The organism is Pseudomonas sp. URMO17WK12:I7, from assembly GCF_003269045.1.
GTDB lineage: Bacteria > Pseudomonadota > Gammaproteobacteria > Pseudomonadales > Pseudomonadaceae > Aquipseudomonas > Aquipseudomonas putida_J.
Genome location: NZ_QLTL01000008.1, coordinates 65,281 through 83,516 on the forward strand (window position 1 = coordinate 65,281; position 18,236 = coordinate 83,516).

The 18,236-nt window shown below is 64.1% G+C and carries 16 protein-coding genes; 9 read left to right on the forward strand and 7 right to left on the reverse strand.

The window, feature by feature from the left end:
- The first annotated feature begins 143 nt into the window (after positions 1-143).
- From epd to H040_RS12595, 8 genes are all read left to right on the forward strand, one after another.
- Positions 144-1,205 carry an erythrose-4-phosphate dehydrogenase gene (epd, locus tag H040_RS12560; protein WP_027920686.1) on the forward strand — a complete coding sequence of 354 codons (1,062 nt, stop codon included), beginning with the start codon at positions 144-146 and terminating at the stop codon, positions 1,203-1,205.
- Between the two features lie 12 nt (positions 1,206-1,217).
- Entirely contained in the window at positions 1,218-2,381 is a 1,164-nt protein-coding gene (locus H040_RS12565; RefSeq protein ID WP_027920687.1) for a phosphoglycerate kinase, read from the forward strand.
- A gap of 32 nt (positions 2,382-2,413) precedes the next feature.
- Positions 2,414-2,632, forward strand: coding sequence for a hypothetical protein (locus H040_RS12570; protein WP_027920688.1), 219 nt, complete (start codon positions 2,414-2,416; stop codon positions 2,630-2,632).
- Positions 2,633-2,708: 76 nt separating this feature from the next.
- Positions 2,709-3,038, forward strand: coding sequence for an MliC family protein (locus H040_RS12575; RefSeq protein ID WP_027920689.1), 330 nt, complete (start codon positions 2,709-2,711; stop codon positions 3,036-3,038).
- A gap of 100 nt (positions 3,039-3,138) precedes the next feature.
- Positions 3,139-4,203, forward strand: coding sequence for a class II fructose-bisphosphate aldolase (gene fba / locus H040_RS12580; protein WP_008093958.1), 1,065 nt, complete (start codon positions 3,139-3,141; stop codon positions 4,201-4,203).
- 198 nt (positions 4,204-4,401) lie between these two features.
- On the forward strand, positions 4,402-6,522 hold the full coding sequence (locus H040_RS12585; RefSeq protein ID WP_027920690.1) for a putative bifunctional diguanylate cyclase/phosphodiesterase: 2,121 nt from the start codon (positions 4,402-4,404) through the stop codon (positions 6,520-6,522).
- Between the two features lie 39 nt (positions 6,523-6,561).
- Positions 6,562-7,062, forward strand: a complete 501-nt coding sequence (locus tag H040_RS12590; protein ID WP_027920691.1) for a M48 metallopeptidase family protein — start codon at positions 6,562-6,564, stop codon at positions 7,060-7,062.
- Positions 7,063-7,074: 12 nt separating this feature from the next.
- Positions 7,075-7,371: a winged helix-turn-helix domain-containing protein gene (locus tag H040_RS12595; RefSeq protein ID WP_012312450.1), complete on the forward strand. Its 297-nt coding sequence runs from the start codon at positions 7,075-7,077 to the stop codon at positions 7,369-7,371.
- Here H040_RS12595 and H040_RS12600 read toward each other — a convergent pair.
- A complete protein-coding gene (locus H040_RS12600) occupies positions 7,346-7,819 on the reverse strand; it encodes a GNAT family N-acetyltransferase (RefSeq protein WP_027920692.1) in 474 nt (157 codons plus the stop codon). The genes H040_RS12595 and H040_RS12600 overlap by 26 nt on opposite strands.
- Positions 7,820-7,987: 168 nt before the next feature.
- Between H040_RS12600 and H040_RS12605 the strand changes: the two genes are divergently transcribed.
- The gene (locus H040_RS12605) at positions 7,988-8,725 is read left to right on the forward strand and encodes a substrate-binding periplasmic protein (RefSeq protein WP_027920693.1); all 738 of its coding nucleotides are present in this window, start codon (positions 7,988-7,990) and stop codon (positions 8,723-8,725) included.
- Between the two features lie 124 nt (positions 8,726-8,849).
- On the opposite strand, the gene yccS is transcribed toward H040_RS12605, so the two are convergent.
- The 6 genes from yccS to H040_RS12635 form a co-directional block, all read right to left on the reverse strand.
- Positions 8,850-11,033: a YccS family putative transporter gene (gene yccS, locus H040_RS12610; RefSeq protein WP_027920694.1), complete on the reverse strand. Its 2,184-nt coding sequence runs from the start codon at positions 11,031-11,033 to the stop codon at positions 8,850-8,852.
- Positions 11,034-11,161: 128 nt separating this feature from the next.
- Positions 11,162-12,343: an NAD(P)/FAD-dependent oxidoreductase gene (locus tag H040_RS12615; RefSeq protein WP_027920695.1), complete on the reverse strand. Its 1,182-nt coding sequence runs from the start codon at positions 12,341-12,343 to the stop codon at positions 11,162-11,164.
- 122 nt (positions 12,344-12,465) lie between these two features.
- Positions 12,466-13,803 (reverse strand): ATP-dependent RNA helicase DbpA, encoded by a 1,338-nt coding sequence (gene dbpA / locus H040_RS12620; protein WP_256208142.1) that lies wholly within the window; start codon positions 13,801-13,803, stop codon positions 12,466-12,468.
- Between the two features lie 112 nt (positions 13,804-13,915).
- The gene (gene mdtD / locus H040_RS12625; protein WP_027920697.1) at positions 13,916-15,343 is read right to left on the reverse strand and encodes a multidrug transporter subunit MdtD; all 1,428 of its coding nucleotides are present in this window, start codon (positions 15,341-15,343) and stop codon (positions 13,916-13,918) included.
- Between the two features lie 109 nt (positions 15,344-15,452).
- Positions 15,453-16,772 (reverse strand): TldD/PmbA family protein, encoded by a 1,320-nt coding sequence (locus tag H040_RS12630; RefSeq protein ID WP_027920698.1) that lies wholly within the window; start codon positions 16,770-16,772, stop codon positions 15,453-15,455.
- A complete protein-coding gene (locus H040_RS12635; RefSeq protein WP_027920699.1) occupies positions 16,772-18,214 on the reverse strand; it encodes a TldD/PmbA family protein in 1,443 nt (480 codons plus the stop codon). Before H040_RS12635 ends, H040_RS12630 begins: the two co-directional genes overlap by 1 nt.
- Positions 18,215-18,236: the final 22 nt, after the last annotated feature.

The window sequence follows — 18,236 nt, forward strand, 5'->3', positions numbered from 1 at the left end:
TGCGAGGCGAGGGCGTTGCCCTCGTTTCGCGACGCAAGGCCGCTCCTGCAAGGTATGGCGTAGACCGTACCTTGCAGGAGCGGCCTTGTGTCGCGATGGGTCGCCCGCGGCCCCAATAGCCATCATGCGTTAGCGAGCCACCAATGCCCCACCCGCGTCCTTACAAAGTTGCACTCAACGGTTACGGCCGCATCGGCCGCTGTGTCCTGCGCGCACTGTTCGAGCGGGGGGCAAAGGCCGGTTTCGAGATCGTTGCGCTGAACGACCTGGCCGATCAGGCCAGCATCGAATACCTGACACGCTTCGACTCCACCCACGGGCGTTTCCCCGGCGAGGTGAAAGTCGACGGCGATTGTCTGCATATCAATGGCGACTGCGTGAAAGTCATGCGCAGCGCCACCCCTGAAGGCATCGACTGGGCCGACCTGGGAGTCGATCTGGTGCTGGAGTGCTCTGGTGTCTATCACACCCGCGCCGATGGCCAGCGTTTCCTCGATGCCGGCGCGCCGCGCGTGTTGTTCTCGCAACCTATGGCCAGCGAGGCCGATGTCGATGCCACCGTGGTCTATGGCATCAACCAGCATTGCCTGACCGGCAGCGAACGCCTGGTGTCCAATGCCTCCTGCACCACCAACTGCGGCGTACCGCTGCTGCGCGTGCTGGACCAGGCATTCGGCATCGAGTACGTGCAGATCACCACCATCCACTCGGCGATGAACGACCAGCCGGTGATCGACGCCTATCACCACGAAGACCTGCGCCGTACGCGCTCGGCCTTCCAGTCGGTGATCCCGGTGTCCACTGGTCTGGCGCGCGGCATCGAACGCCTGCTTCCGGAACTTGCCGGGCGAATCCAGGCCAAAGCGGTACGTGTGCCGACCGTCAACGTCTCGTGCCTGGACATCACCCTGCAAACCGCCCGCGACACCCATGCGGCCGAGGTCAACCGGGTGCTGCGCGAGGCCGCGCAGAGCGGCCCGCTCAAAGGCCTTTTGGCCTACACCGAGCTGCCTCACGCCAGCTGTGATTTCAACCATGACCCGCATTCGGCCATCGTCGATGCCAGCCAGACCCGCGTTTCAGGCCCTCGCCTGGTGAACTTGCTGGCTTGGTTCGACAACGAATGGGGGTTCGCCAACCGTATGCTCGACGTTGCCGAACATTATCTGCACGTCGTCCACCCAACCCGCAGCAAACAGCCCTGAAGGACTGCATTCATGACCGTGTTGAAGATGACCGACCTCGACCTGCAAGGTAAGCGCGTACTGATCCGCGAAGACCTCAACGTGCCTGTGAAGGACGGTGTGGTAACCAGCGATGCGCGTATCCTGGCAGCGCTGCCGACCATCAAGCTGGCCCTGGAAAAGGGTGCGGCGGTAATGGTCTGCTCGCACCTGGGCCGCCCGACCGAAGGCGAGTTCTCTGCCGAGAACAGCCTCAAGCCGGTTGCCGACTACCTGAGCAAGGCCCTGGGCCGCGAAGTGCCGCTGGTTGCCGACTACCTGGGCGGCGTTCAAGTGAACGCAGGTGACCTGGTGCTGTTCGAGAACGTGCGCTTCAACAAGGGCGAGAAGAAAAACGCCGACGAGCTGGCACAGCAGTACGCCGCCCTGTGCGACGTGTTCGTCATGGACGCCTTCGGTACCGCTCACCGTGCCGAAGGCTCCACCCATGGCGTGGCCAAGTTCGCCAAGGTCGCGGCCGCCGGCCCACTGCTGGCGGCCGAGCTGGACGCGCTGGGCAAGGCCCTGAAGGCCCCGGCCAAGCCAATGGCGGCCATCGTCGCCGGCTCCAAGGTGTCGACCAAGCTGGACGTGCTGAACAGCCTGAGCAGCGTCTGTGACCAGTTGATCGTCGGTGGTGGCATCGCCAACACCTTCCTGGCTGCTGCCGGCCACCCGGTTGGCAAGTCGCTGTACGAGCCTGACCTGGTCGAAACCGCCAAAGCCATCGCCGCCAAGGTCAGCGTGCCGCTGCCGGTCGACGTCGTGGTTGCCAAAGAGTTCGCCGAAACTGCCGAAGCGACCGTCAAGGCCATCGCAGACGTAGCTGCCGACGACATGATCCTGGATATCGGCCCGCAGACCGCCGCCAATTTCGCCGAGCTGCTGAAGTCGTCGAAGACCATCCTGTGGAACGGCCCGGTCGGTGTGTTCGAGTTCGATCAGTTCGGCAACGGCACCAAGGTGCTGGCCAAGGCCATCGCCGAAAGCGCTGCGTTTTCCATCGCAGGTGGTGGCGACACCCTGGCCGCTATCGACAAATATGGCGTCAGCAAGGATATCTCCTACATTTCTACCGGTGGCGGTGCTTTCCTCGAGTTCGTCGAAGGCAAAGTGCTGCCAGCCGTGGCGATCCTGGAAGAGCGGGCAAAAGCCTGACAATGGTGGCGCCTGGCAAAGGGAGCGGCCTGATGGTCAAACAATTGCCTGTGATGATCCTGGCCGGCCTGCTGGGCGCCTGCTCCAGCGGGCCGTCGTCGGATGCCGACCCGGCGCAGCCGCCCAAGGGCGGTTGCTACCAGTCCGAGTGGCAGGCCGAGACCGTGCCGGTCATCAACAAGCGCGTAGGCCCGGAAGGCCTGGAAAAGTATGACGAAGAACACCAGCGCCAGGCGCCGGGTTGCCCTTGAAGCGTGTAGCGGCACCGAGTGTTTCGTCGGGGCAGGCAACCAAGCGACCGCTCTGTGGTCATCTAGAGGATATGTAATGAAAGCGCTGCTGGCCTCGATGGCCCTGGCGACACTGGCAGGATGCTCGCTGATACAGCCTGCACCGTCCGCCCCGGCGGACAACTGGACCCGCTGGGTTTGCGACACTCAGACCGAAGTGCTATGGCGCTTCGCTGATGCTCAACGGGACCAGGTTGACGTACGTCTCGGCGGCGGCGACCAGGTCTATAGGCTCAAGTCCGAGCCGGGCGCCTCTGGCGCGCTGTACAGCGATGGCGTGCTGGCCTTCCACACCAAGGGCGAAGAAGGCCTGGTGTACTGGGTGGCAACCAACGATCTGATTGGGCGGGGCTGCAAGGCACCGTGACTGGCCGGGCCGCACAGGCGGCCCACACTACTTGAACAGCAACCGCCCCTGCGGCAGGCTTGCACGAAACAAACGACGCTTGTCGGGAGAGAGATACACAATGGCACTCATTAGCATGCGCCAGATGCTGGACCACGCCGCCGAGTTCGGTTACGGCGTTCCGGCTTTCAACGTCAACAACCTCGAGCAGATGCGCGCCATCATGGAAGCGGCCGACAAGACCGACTCCCCGGTGATCGTCCAGGCTTCGGCCGGCGCCCGCAAATACGCCGGTGCCCCGTTCCTGCGCCACCTGATCCTGGCCGCCATCGAAGAATTCCCGCACATCCCGGTGTGCATGCACCAGGACCACGGCACCAGCCCTGACGTATGCCAGCGTTCCATCCAGCTGGGCTTCAGCTCGGTGATGATGGACGGCTCGCTCGGCGAAGACGGCAAGACCCCGACCGACTACGAGTACAACGTCCGCGTTACCCAGCAGACCGTGGCCATGGCCCACGCCTGCGGCGTTTCGGTGGAAGGCGAGCTGGGCTGCCTGGGTTCGCTGGAAACCGGCATGGCCGGTGAAGAAGACGGCATCGGTGCCGAAGGCGTGCTGGACCACAGCCAGATGCTGACCGACCCGGAGGAGGCCGCCGACTTCGTCAAGAAGACCCAGGTGGACGCCCTGGCCATCGCCATCGGTACCAGCCACGGTGCTTACAAGTTCACCAAGCCACCTACCGGCGACGTGCTGGCCATTGACCGCATCAAGGAAATCCACAAACGCATCCCTAACACCCACCTGGTGATGCACGGTTCTTCCTCGGTACCGCAAGAGTGGCTGGCGATCATCAACCAGTACGGCGGCGACATCAAAGAGACCTACGGCGTACCGGTCGAAGAGATCGTCGAAGGTATCAAGCACGGCGTGCGCAAGGTCAACATCGACACCGACCTGCGCCTGGCGTCCACGGGTGCCATGCGCCGGCTGATGGCTCAGAACCCAAGCGAGTTCGACCCACGCAAGTTCTTTGGTGAAACCGTGAAGGCCATGCGTGACGTGTGCATCGCCCGTTACGAAGCTTTCGGCACTGCCGGCAATGCCTCGAAGATCAAGCCGATCTCCCTGGAAGGCATGTTCCAGCGCTATCTGAAAGGTGAGCTGGCCGCCAAGGTCAACTGATCCACAGGTGCAGCCCTGAAAAACCCGCAGCGATGCGGGTTTTTTTATGCGTCGAAATCCTGCAAGGCTACCGTTAGTCGGCTACCGTGAAACTTATTCACTGATAGCGATCTGATTGCATTGCTTGTCGGATCCGCAGGTCTAGAGTATTAATCGGATCCAATAGCACGTCGAAGTCGGTCAAACAAGAGAAGCAGCATGGATGGCGCTTACCCTCAACCACTGGATGGCAAGTCGGTTCTTCTGGTGGTCGACGATTACCCGGAAAACCTCATTAGCATGCGGGCCTTGCTGGCGCGCAACGATTGGCACGTATTGACCGCAAGCTCGGGGATGGAAGCCCTGGGTACGTTGCTTGAGCACGAGGTCGATCTGGTGCTGCTCGATGTGCAGATGCCCGAAATGGACGGTTTCGAAGTGGCGCGCCTGATGCGCGGTAGCCAGCGAACCCGGCTGACCCCGATCATTTTCCTCACCGCCAACGAGCAGTCCGATGCTGCCGTGCTCAAGGGCTATGCCAGCGGTGCTGTGGATTATCTGTTCAAGCCGTTCGACCCACAGATACTCAAGCCCAAGGTGCAGGCGCAGCTGGACCAGCAGCGTAACCGGCGCATGCTGCAGCGGCTGACGTGCGAGCTGGAAGCCGCCCGGGCGTTCAATGCCTCGATCCTCGAGAATGCCGCTGAAGGCATCCTGGTGGTCGATGCCGAGGGCGTCATCAGCTTTGCCAACCCGGCAATCTCGCGCTTGATGCATACCCCGGTCGAGCAACTGCAGGGTGCCAACCTGCTCGATCTGCTGCAGTTGGCCAACGCCACCCTGTGGAGCGAATCCGAGTTCCACAACGCCTACCTCGCGCGGCAGATCGTGCGGGTCCATGATGCCCACCTGCGCCTCCCAGGTGGGCAGCTGGTGCCTGTGGCCCTGTCATGCGCGCCGTTGCCGGCGGAGCAGCAGGCCATGGTGGTCACGGTGCTGGACATGTCGGTGGAGCGCAACCTGCATCAGCAACTGGAATACCAGGCGGTGACCGACTCCTTGACCGGGCTGCTCAACCGCCGCGGGTTCTACCAGGCTGCCGAAGGCGTATTACTGCGCGGCGAGCGCTCGAACAAGGTTCAGGCGCTGATGTACATGGACCTGGACGGCTTCAAGCGGATCAATGACTCGTTGGGCCATGAGGCCGGAGACAGGGTGCTGCGCTGGGTGGCCGAGCAGATCAAGGACTGCCTTGGCAGCGAGGCGCTGCTGGCGCGCATGGGCGGTGATGAGTTCACCGCGCTGTTCGACGGCTTGCCATACCCGGAACAGGCCGGGCGCCATGCCGAGAAGCTGCTTGAGCGGGTGTCGATCCAGCAGCAGGTGGAGGGGCTGGATGTGTGCTTGGGCGTCAGCATCGGTATCGCCACCTACCCCGACTGTGGCGGCAATGTCGAAGGCCTGCTGCGCGCCGCCGACACTGCCATGTACGCAGCCAAGCAGGCCGGTCGCCAGCAGTATCGCTTCTATGATCAGGAACTAAACGGCCGCGCCCGCTCACGGCTGATGCTTGAGGACAGCGTGCGCAATGCCATCGAGGTCCAGGATTTCAGCCTCGTGTACCAACCCCAGGTGGCCTTTGCCGATGGCAAGCTACGAGGTTTCGAGGCCCTGCTGCGCTGGCAGCACCCGAGCGTTGGCGATGTGCCGCCAGGGCTGTTCATACCCTTGCTGGAGGAAGCACGGTTGATCAACCGCCTGGCCAGCTGGATCTACCGCCAGGGGGCCGCGCAGCGTCAAGCCTGGTGCCAGTGTTTCGCCCCGGAGCTGGTGTTGGGTATCAGCCTGAGCCGCGCGCAGTTTTCCATGCCCAGCCTGATCGATGAACTGCAGCGGGTGATTCAGGATTACCAGCTCGACCCGGCGCAACTGGAAGTCGAAGTGGCCGAGACCTCGCTGATGTACAACATCGACACGGCGATCAAACAGATTCATCGCCTGCGCGGGCTGGGCGTACGTGTGGCACTGGACGATTTCGGTGCTGGCGACTGCTCGCTGCGCATGTTGCGCGACCTGCCTATCGACACGTTGAAACTGGACCGCCATCTGGTGGCGCGCCTGCCGGACTCTGCGGCGGATACGGCGTTGGTGCGCAGCGTCATCGGCCTGTGCGCAGACTACGGGATCACCGTGATCGCGGAAGGTGTTGAAACACAGGCCCAGGCTGCGTGGCTGAAGGCAAACGGTTGCGCTTACGTGCAGGGCTTTCTGGTCGCGCACCCGATGACGGCAGTTGATGCCACTGGCTTCCCGGCGATTTTTCCCTGGCTGCGGCCGTGATTGGCTAGAATCGGCATTCGTTACGCCGAATGCCATGCCATGACCGTATTACGCTATTTGCAAGCCTACCCACCGCACCTGCAGGAGCAGGTGCGGCAGATGATCGACAGCGACCGCCTGGGCGAGTATCTGCAGCGCCGCTACCCCGGCCGCCATGACGTGCAGAGCGACAAGGCGCTGTACGGCTATGCCCAGGACCTGCGCCAGCAATACCTGCGCAGCGCGCCAAACCTGGACAAGGTGCTGTTCGACAATCGCCTGGACCTGACCCACAGGGCCCTGGGGCTCAATACCGCGGTATCGCGGGTGCAGGGCGGCAAGCTCAAGGCGAAGAAGGAAATCCGTATCGCCTCGCTGTTCAAGGAGGCGGCGCCAGAATTCCTGCGCATGATCGTGGTGCACGAACTGGCGCATTTGCGCGAGCGCGATCACAACAAGGCGTTCTACCAGCTCTGCCAGCACATGGAGCCGGCATACCACCAACTGGAATTCGACCTGCGCGTCTACCTGACCTATCGGGAGTTGCCGGGCAACCTGTAAGGATCACGCAGCATGGATGTGAGCAAGACCAAGAGCAGTTTCTACCGCCGCCTGTACGTGGCCTGGTTGATCGACAGCCAGACCGCCACCAGCGTGCCGGCGCTGATGGAGGCCACCGGCATGCCGCGGCGCACGGCACAGGACACCATCGCCGCGCTCGCCGACCTGGATATCGTCTGCGAGTTCGAGCAGCAGGAAGGTGCGCGCAACCATGCCGGGCATTACCGCATCCATGACTGGGGAGCGATCGACAAGCAGTGGATCATCCGGCACCTGCGGCAGATCAGGGAAGTACTGGGGTATCCGTGACCTTGCGCATGCCGATATGCGGGATGTCGTCTTCCAGGTATTGCTCGCCCACCACCTCGAAACCGTGCCGGGCGTAGAAACCCTGCAGATGTGCCTGGGCCGACAGGTAAACCGGCGTCCCAGGCCAGCAGTGGCCGGCTGCCTCCAGCCCTTTCATCAGCAGCGGGTGCCCGAGTTTCAGCTCGCGCGCGTCAGGTGAAGTCACCACCCGCCCGATGACCACATCGCCACCCTGCAACTGCGGGTCCAGCAGGCGCAGGTAGGCTACCAGCTTGTCATCCTGCCAGCCCATCAGGTGCAGGGTGTCGCCCGCCAGGTCCTGGCCATCGACTTCCTGGTAGGCACAGCGCTGTTCGACCACGAATACGGCGGTACGCAGTTGCAGAATGGCGTAGAGCTCATGTTTGTCGAGGTCGGAGTGGTGCTTGCAGAGCCAGTGGATGGACATGGTGGTAACTCCTGGAATTGATGACGGATCATCGCAAATTTTCCAGTCACGGCCAAAATAGAGGCTAAATGACATTATTGTCCGCTGCCCCACACAGCGGCCTTTGTGTACTCTCATCTGCGATTCGCCTTCCACAGCGTGTGCCTCCCACTGCAAAAGGACCTCTGCATGCGGCCACTGCTTTGCGCGTTAGGTTTGTTGGGTGCGCTCCTGGCAGCACCTGCATTTGGCCAGGCCAGGCTGCGGCTGGTAGCCGACAACTGGCCACCGTTCACTGACAGCGGGATGCCTGGCGGCGGTCTGGCTACCAGCCTGGTCACCACGGCACTGGCCCGCGCCGGGTATGCCAGCGGCTACGAGGAAGTGCCGTGGGCGCGGGCATTGATGGGCATTGGCGACGGGCGTTACGACGTGCTGATCAGCGCCTGGTATAACGATGCGCGTAAACAGATCGGGCAGTTTTCCGAGGGCTACCTGAGCAATCGCATTCGCCTGCTCAAGCGCAAGGGCGACACGTTCCGCTACAAGCATCAGGCCGACCTTTATCCTTACAGCATTGCGGTCGTACGCGACTATGCCTATTCACCGGCGTTTGATGGCGATACTCGCTTGAATAAGGTGGAGGTGCGCAATTTCTCGACCGCCGTGCGCATGCTGGCAGCCGGGCGGGTAAACCTGGCAGTTGAGGACGAGTACGTGGCGCGCTACAACCTGCAGCGCGAGCCGCAGCAGGTGCGCGACGGCGTGGTGCTGATGGAGCCGCTGCTGGGGGAGAATACCCTGCATATTCTGGTCAGCCTGAAGCACCCTGATCACCAGCAGATCGTCGAACGCTTCGAGCAGGCCATCGCGGCGATGAAAGCTGATGGCAGCTATGCAAGGCTGCTACACCAGCATGGCTTTTGATCTCGACTCTCTGTTCCGGCCTATTCGCGGGTAAACCCGCTCCCACGGGGATAGCGTCTGGGCGAAGACAGCGCGGAACCTGTGGGAGCGGGTTTTCCCGCGAATAGGCCGGAACAGGAATAACTCAGGCTGACGGTGCCTCTTTGATCAGGTGTGCAGCCAGCGTGCGCAAAGGCCCCAGCTGCCGGCAGATCAACGCCAGCTGCGTCTGTACCAAGCGCTGATGCTCATCCAGTTCTTCCGGCATCTGCTCCAGGGCGTTGGCCAGCGCCTCTTCGGCGTCACTGTGAATCGCCACCGGCAGCCGCGCCGCCAGGCCATTGGCAATTTCGTCCAGGCTATTGGCCACACTTTGCCCGGCGCCATCGATCAACTGCTCCTGCACCTCTGCCGGCAAGGCTGTATCGCGATGCGCGCCCAGCCCTGACAGGTAACTGAGCAAGGTATGCGACAGCACCAGGAAGCGGAACCCGACATCGGCTTCCTTGCGGAAATGCCCCGGCTCCATGAGCATGTTGGCCAGAGTGGTCGACAGGGCCGCATCGGCGTTGTGGGCGTTGCGCCGGGCCAGGCGGTAGGCGAGGTCGTCGCGTTTGCCGTGGGCGTATTGCTGCATGATCTGGCGCAGGTACACGCTGGCGCAGGCGAGGGTGTTGGCCAGCGCCTTGTTCAGCCGCCGGCCCTGCCAGTCAGGGAGGAACAGGAATACCGCGAGGATGGCGATCAGGCTGCCGACCAAGGTATCGAACAGGCGCGGCAGGAACAGGCCGTAGCCATCGCCGATCTGGTTGAAGCAGAACAGCACCATCAGCGTGATCGCAGCCGTGGCCAGGGTATAGCGGGTGGTGCGGTTGACGAAGAACACCACGCCCGCAGCCACGGCGAACAGCGACTGGATGACAGGGTTGGGGAACAGGTCGAACAGCGCCCAGCCGACGGTCAGGCCAACTGCAGTGCCGAAGATCCGCTGCACCAGCTTGCGCCGGGTGGCGCCATAGTTGGGCTGGCAGACGAACAGTGTGGTGAGGATGATCCAGTAACCTTGGGTCGGGTGGATCAGGTGCACCATGCCGTAACCGATGGACAGCGCCAGTGGCAGGCGCAGGGCGTGGCGGAACAGTAGCGAGGTCGGCGTCAGCTGGGTACGCAGACGCGTCCATACGTCCTTCAGGGTGCGTGGCGAGCGGTCCAGCAGGCTGCTGTCGCTGGCATCAGCCAGGCTGTCGGGGTTGCTGGCGGCGCTGAGCAGGCGGTCGAGGGTCGCCAGGTTGGCAGCCAGGGCACGCAGCGAACGCAGCAGGCCACGCCAGGCCGGGTTGCTCTGGATGCGCAGGTGTTCAAGCGAGGCGTTGAGGTCTTCCAGTGCTTCGGCGAAACCCGTGGCCAGCACGAAAGGCTGGCGCAGGCGGATCGAGCGGGCCAGCTCCTGGCAGGATGCACCTTGTTTGCGCAGCAAGCGTTGGCAGCGGAACATCACATCGCTGTGGAAGAACGCTTCATTCAGGGCGTTGTAAGGGTAGTGCGAGGCGCTGACCCGTTCGTGGATGTCCTGGGCCAGGAAGTACAGCTTGAGGTAGCGGCTGACCTTGGAGTTCGGCTGGCTGTTGCCGACCCTGTGGAGGATGATTTCCTTGGCCGCGTTGAGCGCCGCCACCACTTTGCCATTCTGCTGGGCCAGCGCCAGGCGCTGGGCCTCGACATCAAGGTTGCGGATCGGCTCGAACAGGCTGGCCTTGAGCTTGAGGTAGCTGCCAAGTTCGAAAAACAGCTTGGCCAGGCTCTGCTGCACCGGCTGGTTGGAAAACAGCGCCTGCCACAGCACCGAGAGCAGGCCGTACCAGGCCGCGCCCGCCACCAGCAGCATCGGCTCGTGCCAGAAGTCGGTGACCATTCCGCCACGCTGGTCCACGCCGATCATGGTGTACACCGAAGTGATCAGCGTTGCCGAAGCAATCGCGCCGTAGCGCTCGCCAAGGGCGCCGAGCATGGTCAGGCCAAACGCTGCCAGCGCCAGGGCGATGACGAAGATCCACGGGTAGGGGAACAGCAACTCGACCGCCAGTGCGGCGATGGCAAAGCAGGTGAGGGTGACGGCCAGGGCGCTGAGGCGGCCCTGCCAGCTGTCATCGGTCTCGGCCAGGGCACTGGCGATGATGCCGAGGAACAGTGGAATCAGCAGGGCCATCTCGTTCTGGTACCAGCACAGGGCCAGGCTGCCGGTGAGGGCGATGGTGACCCGGATGCTGTAGCTGAACTTGTCTTGGCCCCACAGGCGACGCAGTGACTGACGGAACGAACTCGATGACATGATGGCCCGCTAGGCAGTGATCAGAGGAATACCTTTCAGAACCGGATACCGGGGCGCGAAGTGGCCCCGGTTACGGCGCTGAGCACGGGCCAGCAAGAAGCGTTCCGTGCTGCTGAATGGATTCTACTCTACACGAACTGCGCAGCGGCGTTGGCGGATGCCCAAGCCCACTGGAAATTGAAACCGCCCAGGTGGCCAGTGACGTCGAGCACTTCGCCAATGAAGTACAGGCCGGGGCTTTTCAGCGATTCCATGGTCTTGGACGACACTTCGCGGGTGTCCACGCCACCGAGGGTGACTTCCGCGGTGCGGTAGCCTTCGGTACCGGCCGGCACCACCTGCCAGTTCGCCAGTTTCTCGGCGATCTGCGCCAGTTCCGCCGGGGTGTACTGCTTCATCGGCCGGGATTCGAACCACTGCTCGGCCAGCAGGTTGGCCAGCTTGCGGGTGAACACCTCGCCAAGCACGGTCTTCAGTTCGGCGTTGGCGCGCTCGGCCTGCACCTGCTGCAGCCAGCTCAGTGCATCGCGATCCGGCAGCAGGTTGATCTCCACCGTGTCGCCGGCTTCCCAGAACGACGAGATCTGCAGGATCGCCGGGCCACTGAGGCCGCGGTGGGTGAACAGCAGGTTCTCGCGGAAACTGGTGCCGTTGCAGCTGGCGGTGCAATCCAGCGAGGTGCCGGACAGCTCGGTGCACAGTGCCTTGAGTTGGGGCTCGGTGATGGTGAACGGCACCAGCCCGGCGCGGGTCGGCAGCAGGGTGTGGCCGAACTGGCGGGCCACCTGGTAACCAAAGCCGGTGGCACCCAGGGTCGGGATCGACAGGCCGCCGGTGGCGATCACCAGCGACTGGCAGGCGTACTGGCCGCCACTGGTTTGCAGCAGGTAGCCGGCTTCGGTCTTCTCGATCTGCTCGATGCTGGTGTGCATGCGGATCTCGGCACCGGCCTCGTCGCACTCGGCCAGGAGCATGTCGAGGATGTCGCTGGCCTTGTTGTCGCAGAACAGCTGGCCGAGCTTCTTCTCGTGGTACGGCACGCCGTGCTTGCTGACCAGCTCGATGAAGTCCCACTGGGTGTAGCGGGCCAGGGCTGACTTGCAGAAGTGCGCGTTATGCGAGAGGAAGTTGCTCGGTTCGGTGTACATGTTGGTGAAGTTGCAGCGCCCGCCGCCGGACATGAGGATCTTCTTGCCGGGCTTGTTGGCGTGGTCGAGCAGCAGCACCCGGCGGCCACGGCGGGCGCTGAGCTGGGCGCACATCAGGCCGGCGGCGCCGGCGCCGAGGATGATCACGTCGGTGGAGTGCACGGTGTAAACCTTTTTGAAAGAATCGCTGAACCCTGTGGGAGCGGGTTTACCCGCGAAGGCGGCGGTGAGCCCACCATCGCATTCGCGGGTAAACCCGCTCCCACAGGGACCTTGCCAAGCTTTTAGATGATGCGGACTTTAAGGGACCGGCCCTTGATCTTGCCGCTGTTCAAGCGCTGCATGGCCTGCTTGGCCAGCGGCCGCTCCACGGCAACGAAGGCCTGGAAATCGAAGATGGCGATCTTGCCCACCTGCTTGCCCGGGATCCCGGCATCGCCGGTCAGCGCACCCAGGATGTCGCCCGGGCGCAGCTTGTCCTTGCGCCCGGCGGCGATGCACAGCGTGCTCATCAGCGGCAGCAATGGCGCGCCGCCCTGGTTCTTCAGGCTGTCCAGCTGGTCCCAGCGCAGCGGGCTTTTCTGCAGGTCTTCAATGGCCTGGGCACGGTGGCCTTCGGCCGGTGCCACCAGGCTGACTGCAACCCCTTTCTCACCCGCACGGCCGGTACGGCCCACGCGGTGTACATGGATTTCGGCATCACGTGCCAGCTCGACGTTGATGACCATGTCCAGGCCATCGATATCCAGGCCGCGGGCCGCCACGTCAGTGGCCACCAGCACCGAGCTGCTGCGGTTGGCGAACATGGTCAGCACCTGGTCGCGGTCACGTTGTTCCAGGTCGCCGTGCAGGGCCTGGGCGACGATGCCCTTGGCGGTCAGGTGGGCAACCACGTCCTCGCACTGCTGCTTGGTAAAGCAGAACGCCACGCACGATTGCGGGCGGTAGTGGCCAAGCACACGGATGACCGCATCCAGACGCTGCTGCGGGTCGATCTCGATGAAACGCTGCTCGATCTGGTTGTCGGCGTGCAGGCTTTCAACCTTGACCTGTTGCGGCTTGCGCATGAAGTCGGCAGCCAGCTGCTCGATGCCGGCCGGGTAGGTGGCCGAGAACAGCAGGGTCTGGCGGCGCGACGGGGTCTTGCCGATGATGTTGGCGATGGCGTCGAAGAAACCCATGTCGAGCATGCGGTCGGCTTCGTCCAGCACCAGGGTGTTCAGGCCGTCGAGCACCAGGGTGCCTTTGTCCAGGTGTTGCTGGATGCGCCCCGGCGTGCCGACGATGATGTGCGCGCCGTGTTCCAGCGAGGCAATCTGCGGGCCCAGCGACACGCCACCGCAGAGGGTGAGGATCTTGATGTTGTCCTCGGCGCGCGCCAGGCGGCGCAGCTCCTTGGCCACCTGGTCGGCGAGCTCGCGGGTGGGGCACAGCACCAGCGCCTGGCAGCCGAAGTAGCGCGGGTTGATCGGGTTGAGCAGGCCGATGCCGAAGGCGGCGGTCTTGCCGCTGCCGGTCTTGGCCTGGGCGATCAGGTCCTGGCCGCGCAGGATGACCGGCAGGCTCTGGGCCTGGATCGGCGTCATCGAGGCATAGCCGAGGGCGTCCAGGTTGGCCAGCATGGCAGAGGACAGCGGCAAGGTGGCAAAGGCGGTGGATTCGGTGGTCACGAGGCGGGCCTGCGGTGCGAAGCGAAAAATGCCGCACAGTCTACCAGCCTCATGGCCATTCGCCCTACGACTCCATGTGTTGTTCCGGACGACGGGCACGCCTTCCGTCCGTCGGCGACAGTTGCAGGAAGATCGCTGCCGCCAGCATGGCCATCACCCCGATGGTGACGAAGGTCAGCTGGAACGCGCCCAAGGTGGTCTCCACGCCATCGGCACTGCCCGCCGCGGTGAAACCGCCGAGCAAGGCACCGGCGCAGGCCACGCCGAGGCTTAGCGACAGCTGTGCGACCACCGACAGCAGGCTGTTGCCGCTGCTGGCGCTGGCGTCGTCGAGGTCGATCAGGGTCACCGTGTTCATCGCCGTGAACTGCATGGAGTTGACCGCACCGAGCAGGGCAAGCTGCACCAGCAGCACTGCATAGGGCGTCTGTTCGTCGACCAGGCCCAGGCTGGCCAGCAGGATGCCCAGCAGCAAGGTGTTGCCGGTCAGTACGATGCGGTAGCCCAGGCGCTCGATCAGTGGCCGGGCGACGGACTTGGCGAGCATCGCCGAGGCGGCCAGCGGAATCATGCTCATGCCGGCCTGGGCCGGCGAATAGCCCAGCGCTACCTGCAGCAGCAACGGCACCAGGAACGGCAGGGCACCGCTGCCCAGGCGCGAGAACAGGTTGCCGAGGATGCCGATGGCGAAGGTACGCACGCGGAACAGGCTGGGCGAGAACAGCGGCTCTGGGTCGCGCCCGGCGCGCAGCCAGTAGGCGGCCAGGCAGGCCATGCCGGCGAACAGCAGCAACATCACCCGCAGGTGTGGCAGGTGCAGCTCGCCCAGGCCTTCCATGGCGATGGTGATCAGCACCATCGCGGCGCCGAACAGGATGAAACCGGGGCCGTCGAAGCGGGTGCGCTCGACCCCGCGCAGGTCGGGGATGAACTTCCATACCGCATAGCAGCCCAGCGCACCCACTGGCAGGTTGAGCAGGAAGATCCAGTGCCAGCTGAGGATTTCCACCAGCCAGCCGCCCAGGGTCGGGCCCAGCAGCGGGCCGAGCAGGCCGGGGATGGTGATGAAGCTCATGATCCTCACCAGCTCGGTACGCGGGTAGGCGCGCAGCACCACCAGGCGCCCGACCGGCAGCATCAGCGCGCCGCCCAGGCCCTGCACGATGCGGGCGAAAATCAGGAAACCGAGGCTGTTGGCCGTGGCACACAGCAGCGAGCCGAAGCTGAACAGCAGGATGGCGCTGAAGAAAATGCGCTTGGTACCGAAGCGGTCGGCAATCCAGCCAGAGGCGGGGATCAGCAGGGCCACGGTGAGCATGTAGGCGATGATCACGCCCTGCATGCGCAGCGGGTCTTCGGCCAGTGAGCGGGCCATGGCCGGCAGGGCAGTGTTGAGGATGGTGCCGTCCAGGGACTGCATGAAGAAAGCGATGGCCACCACCCAGGGCAGCCAGCGGGCGGTGACGGGGTCCAACGGTGCACGATCAGGCATGACGTCCTCTTTTGTCTGTGCTGGCCCTTTCGCGGCTAAAGCCGTTCCTACAGGAATCGCGTATCCCCTGTAGCAGCGGCTTTAGCCGCGAAAGGGCCGGTAATGCCAATCACAATGTCAGGGTCAGCCCTTTGACCAGCGCCCCCGGCAGATGGCTCGACCCGGTACTACGCTGCCCGTAGGTGCTGGTCGACAGGATCATCTCGCGCTCCTGGGTCAGGTCCTCCAGCTGGCTGCCAAGCAGGCTGTACAGGCTGTCATCGAAGCGCATGGTGCTCACCGGCCCCTGGATCTCGCCGTTTTCCACCCAGAACGTGGCGAAGCGGGTCAGCCCGGTCATGCGTGCCGCTGGCAGGTCAGAGTAGTTCAGGTACCACAGGTTGCTGATGTACAGCCCGGTGCCCAGCCGCTCAAGGACCTGCTCGCTGGGCAAGCTGCCCGGCGCCAGGCTCAGCGCGCAGGGCGATTCGTAGCTGTCGGCACCATTGGCCAGCAGCTCGAATTCCGCTGCGCTGCGGGCACTGACCAGCCGCTGCAACGCTTTACCTTGCTGAATCAACGGTACATCCAGGCGCGGCGAGCCCTCGTCGGAGAATGCCGGGCTCAGCGAGCCGCTGACCTGCTCGCTGAAACTGACCAGCGGGTGCAGTTGCGCATCGCCGTTGTACAGGCGCTGCAGGGCACTGTTGCCCGTGGCCAGTGCCTGCGCGGAGAAGCCGCCCCAGCAGAGCATGCCGGCGATTTCGTCCATCGCCGCAGGCGCCAGGTAGGCACGGTAGCTGCCAGGTTTCAGGGTAACGGCCGGGCGCCCGAGGAAACCCAGCTGCTCCCGAGCCTGGCGCAGGCGGGCGGTGAAATCGTCGGCGCTCCACTGCTGGCCGGCATAGTTGGCTTTCACGGCCTGGCCATTGCTGTGGAACAGGCTCCAGTCGAAATTGAAGCTGTTGGCCTGGTGCCAGCCGAATGCCCCGAACGAGCTGGCAAAGCCCCGGCAGATCGGGCCGGCGGCGTAGATGCCGACCAGGTCCAGGTCGCCAGCCTCGCGGTCGAGCAGACCCAGTACCTGGTCCAGCTCGGGTAGCGGTTGATCCTGCTGGCTGAGGTTGTGCCAGGCGCTGTCATCCAGGCGCAGGTACGGGTCGATGGCCAGCAGCGGCAGGGTCTGGCGCAACTGCTCCAGGGCTGCGCTCAGGCGTTGCAGGTCAAGTTGTGCGTCGCCACTGAGGGTCACCTGCTGTTCTGCCTGGCGGCCGTCACGGATCAACCGCAGTTGCGCGCTGGCCTGGCTCACCTCGCCGGCCTGGCGCACCTTGGCGTGGTTGAAGCGCACGAACTGCGACTGTTCGGCACTGAAGCCCAGGGTGAACTGCTCGCCAGGTTGCAGGGCATCCTGCACGGCGGCGACCAGGGTCTGGAAAAGGTGTTTCATCAGGCGTCCCCTCCGAATACGTCGATCTGGCGGAATACGCAGGCGGGCGAGGCATGCCCGACCCGCACCACCTGGTTGGGTTCGCCCTTGCCGCAGTTGGGCGTGCCCAGGACCTGGAAGGTGCTGCGGTCGCCGACCGCCACCAGGTTGCGCCAGAATTGCGCGGAGATGCCGCGGTAGTTGGGGTTCTTGACGATGCCCTTGAGCTCGCCGTTTTCGATCAGCTGGCCCCACTCGCAGCCGAATTGGAACTTGTTGCGTGCGTCGTCGATGGACCACGAACGGTTGGTGCGCATCAGGATGCCGTGCTCGATGCCCTGGATCAGCTGGTCGAGGGGCTGATCGCCGGGCTCGATGTTGAGGTTGGCCATGCGGTCGATCGGCGCGCGGTTCCAGCCGCAGGCGCGGCTGTTGGCAACCCCGTCCAGGCCCGAGCGAAACTGCGACAGTGCGCCGCCCAGCGGGCGCAGCAGCAGGCCATCGCGGATCAGGAACTGCTTGCTGGCTGCTGTGCCGTCATCATCGAAGCTGTAGCTGGCCAGTTCTTCGCCAATGGTCGGGTCGAACGTCACGTTGAGCAGGCGGGAGCCGTATTGCAGGTGGCCGAAGTCACTGGCTTTGACGAAGCTGGTGCCTGCGTAGTTGCGCTCGTCACCGAGGATGCGGTCCATCTCCAGTGGGTGGCCGATGGACTCGTGGATCTGCAGCATCATCTGGTCGGGCATCAGCAGCAGGTCACGCGGGCCGCTTGGCGTGTTCGGCGCCAGCAGCAGCTGCAGCGCCTGGTCGGCGACCTGACGGGCGGCACCGACCAGGCCGCAGCGTTCGATGATCTCGAAACCACCTTGCTGGCCGAAGTTGTCGCGGCCCAGGCTGCGGCTCTGGCTGTCCTGGCCGTCGCTGGCGGTGACGCTCAGGCCCGGGAACAGGAAGCGCTGGGCATGGCGCAATTCTGCGCCGGCTGAGTTCAGGTAGGTCTGCTCGACCAGGCTCAGGCCCAGGCTGGCCTGCCAGTCCACCAGGCGGCTGTCCGTCGGCACGCTGGCCGATTCGGCGGCGAGCAGGCCAAGGCAGTCGGCCAGGTTTGGCATGGGTTGGTCAAAATTGGGCGAAACATGGTCGTGACGGGCGTTGGTCACCGGCTGCTCGCGCAGGTCGAGCAGGCTGTGCCGGGCGACCTGCCGGGCCAGCGCCTCGGCCTGCTCCAGTGCCCGCTGCAGGCCGGCCTGTGACAGGTCGGCGGTGGCCGCATAGGCCTCCACGCCATTGACCCGCACCGTGAGCATGGCGCCCTCGTCCTGGCTGAAGTGTGGAGGTTCGGCCACATTGCGGCGAACCGAAAGCGCCTGGTGCGACTGTTTCACATGGCGCAGGGAAAACAACTCGGCCGTGCTGCGTAGCGCAGCAAAGCGCTGGCGCAGCAGGGCGCTGGAATCGAACATGCACAAGCCTCCGTTTTCACGG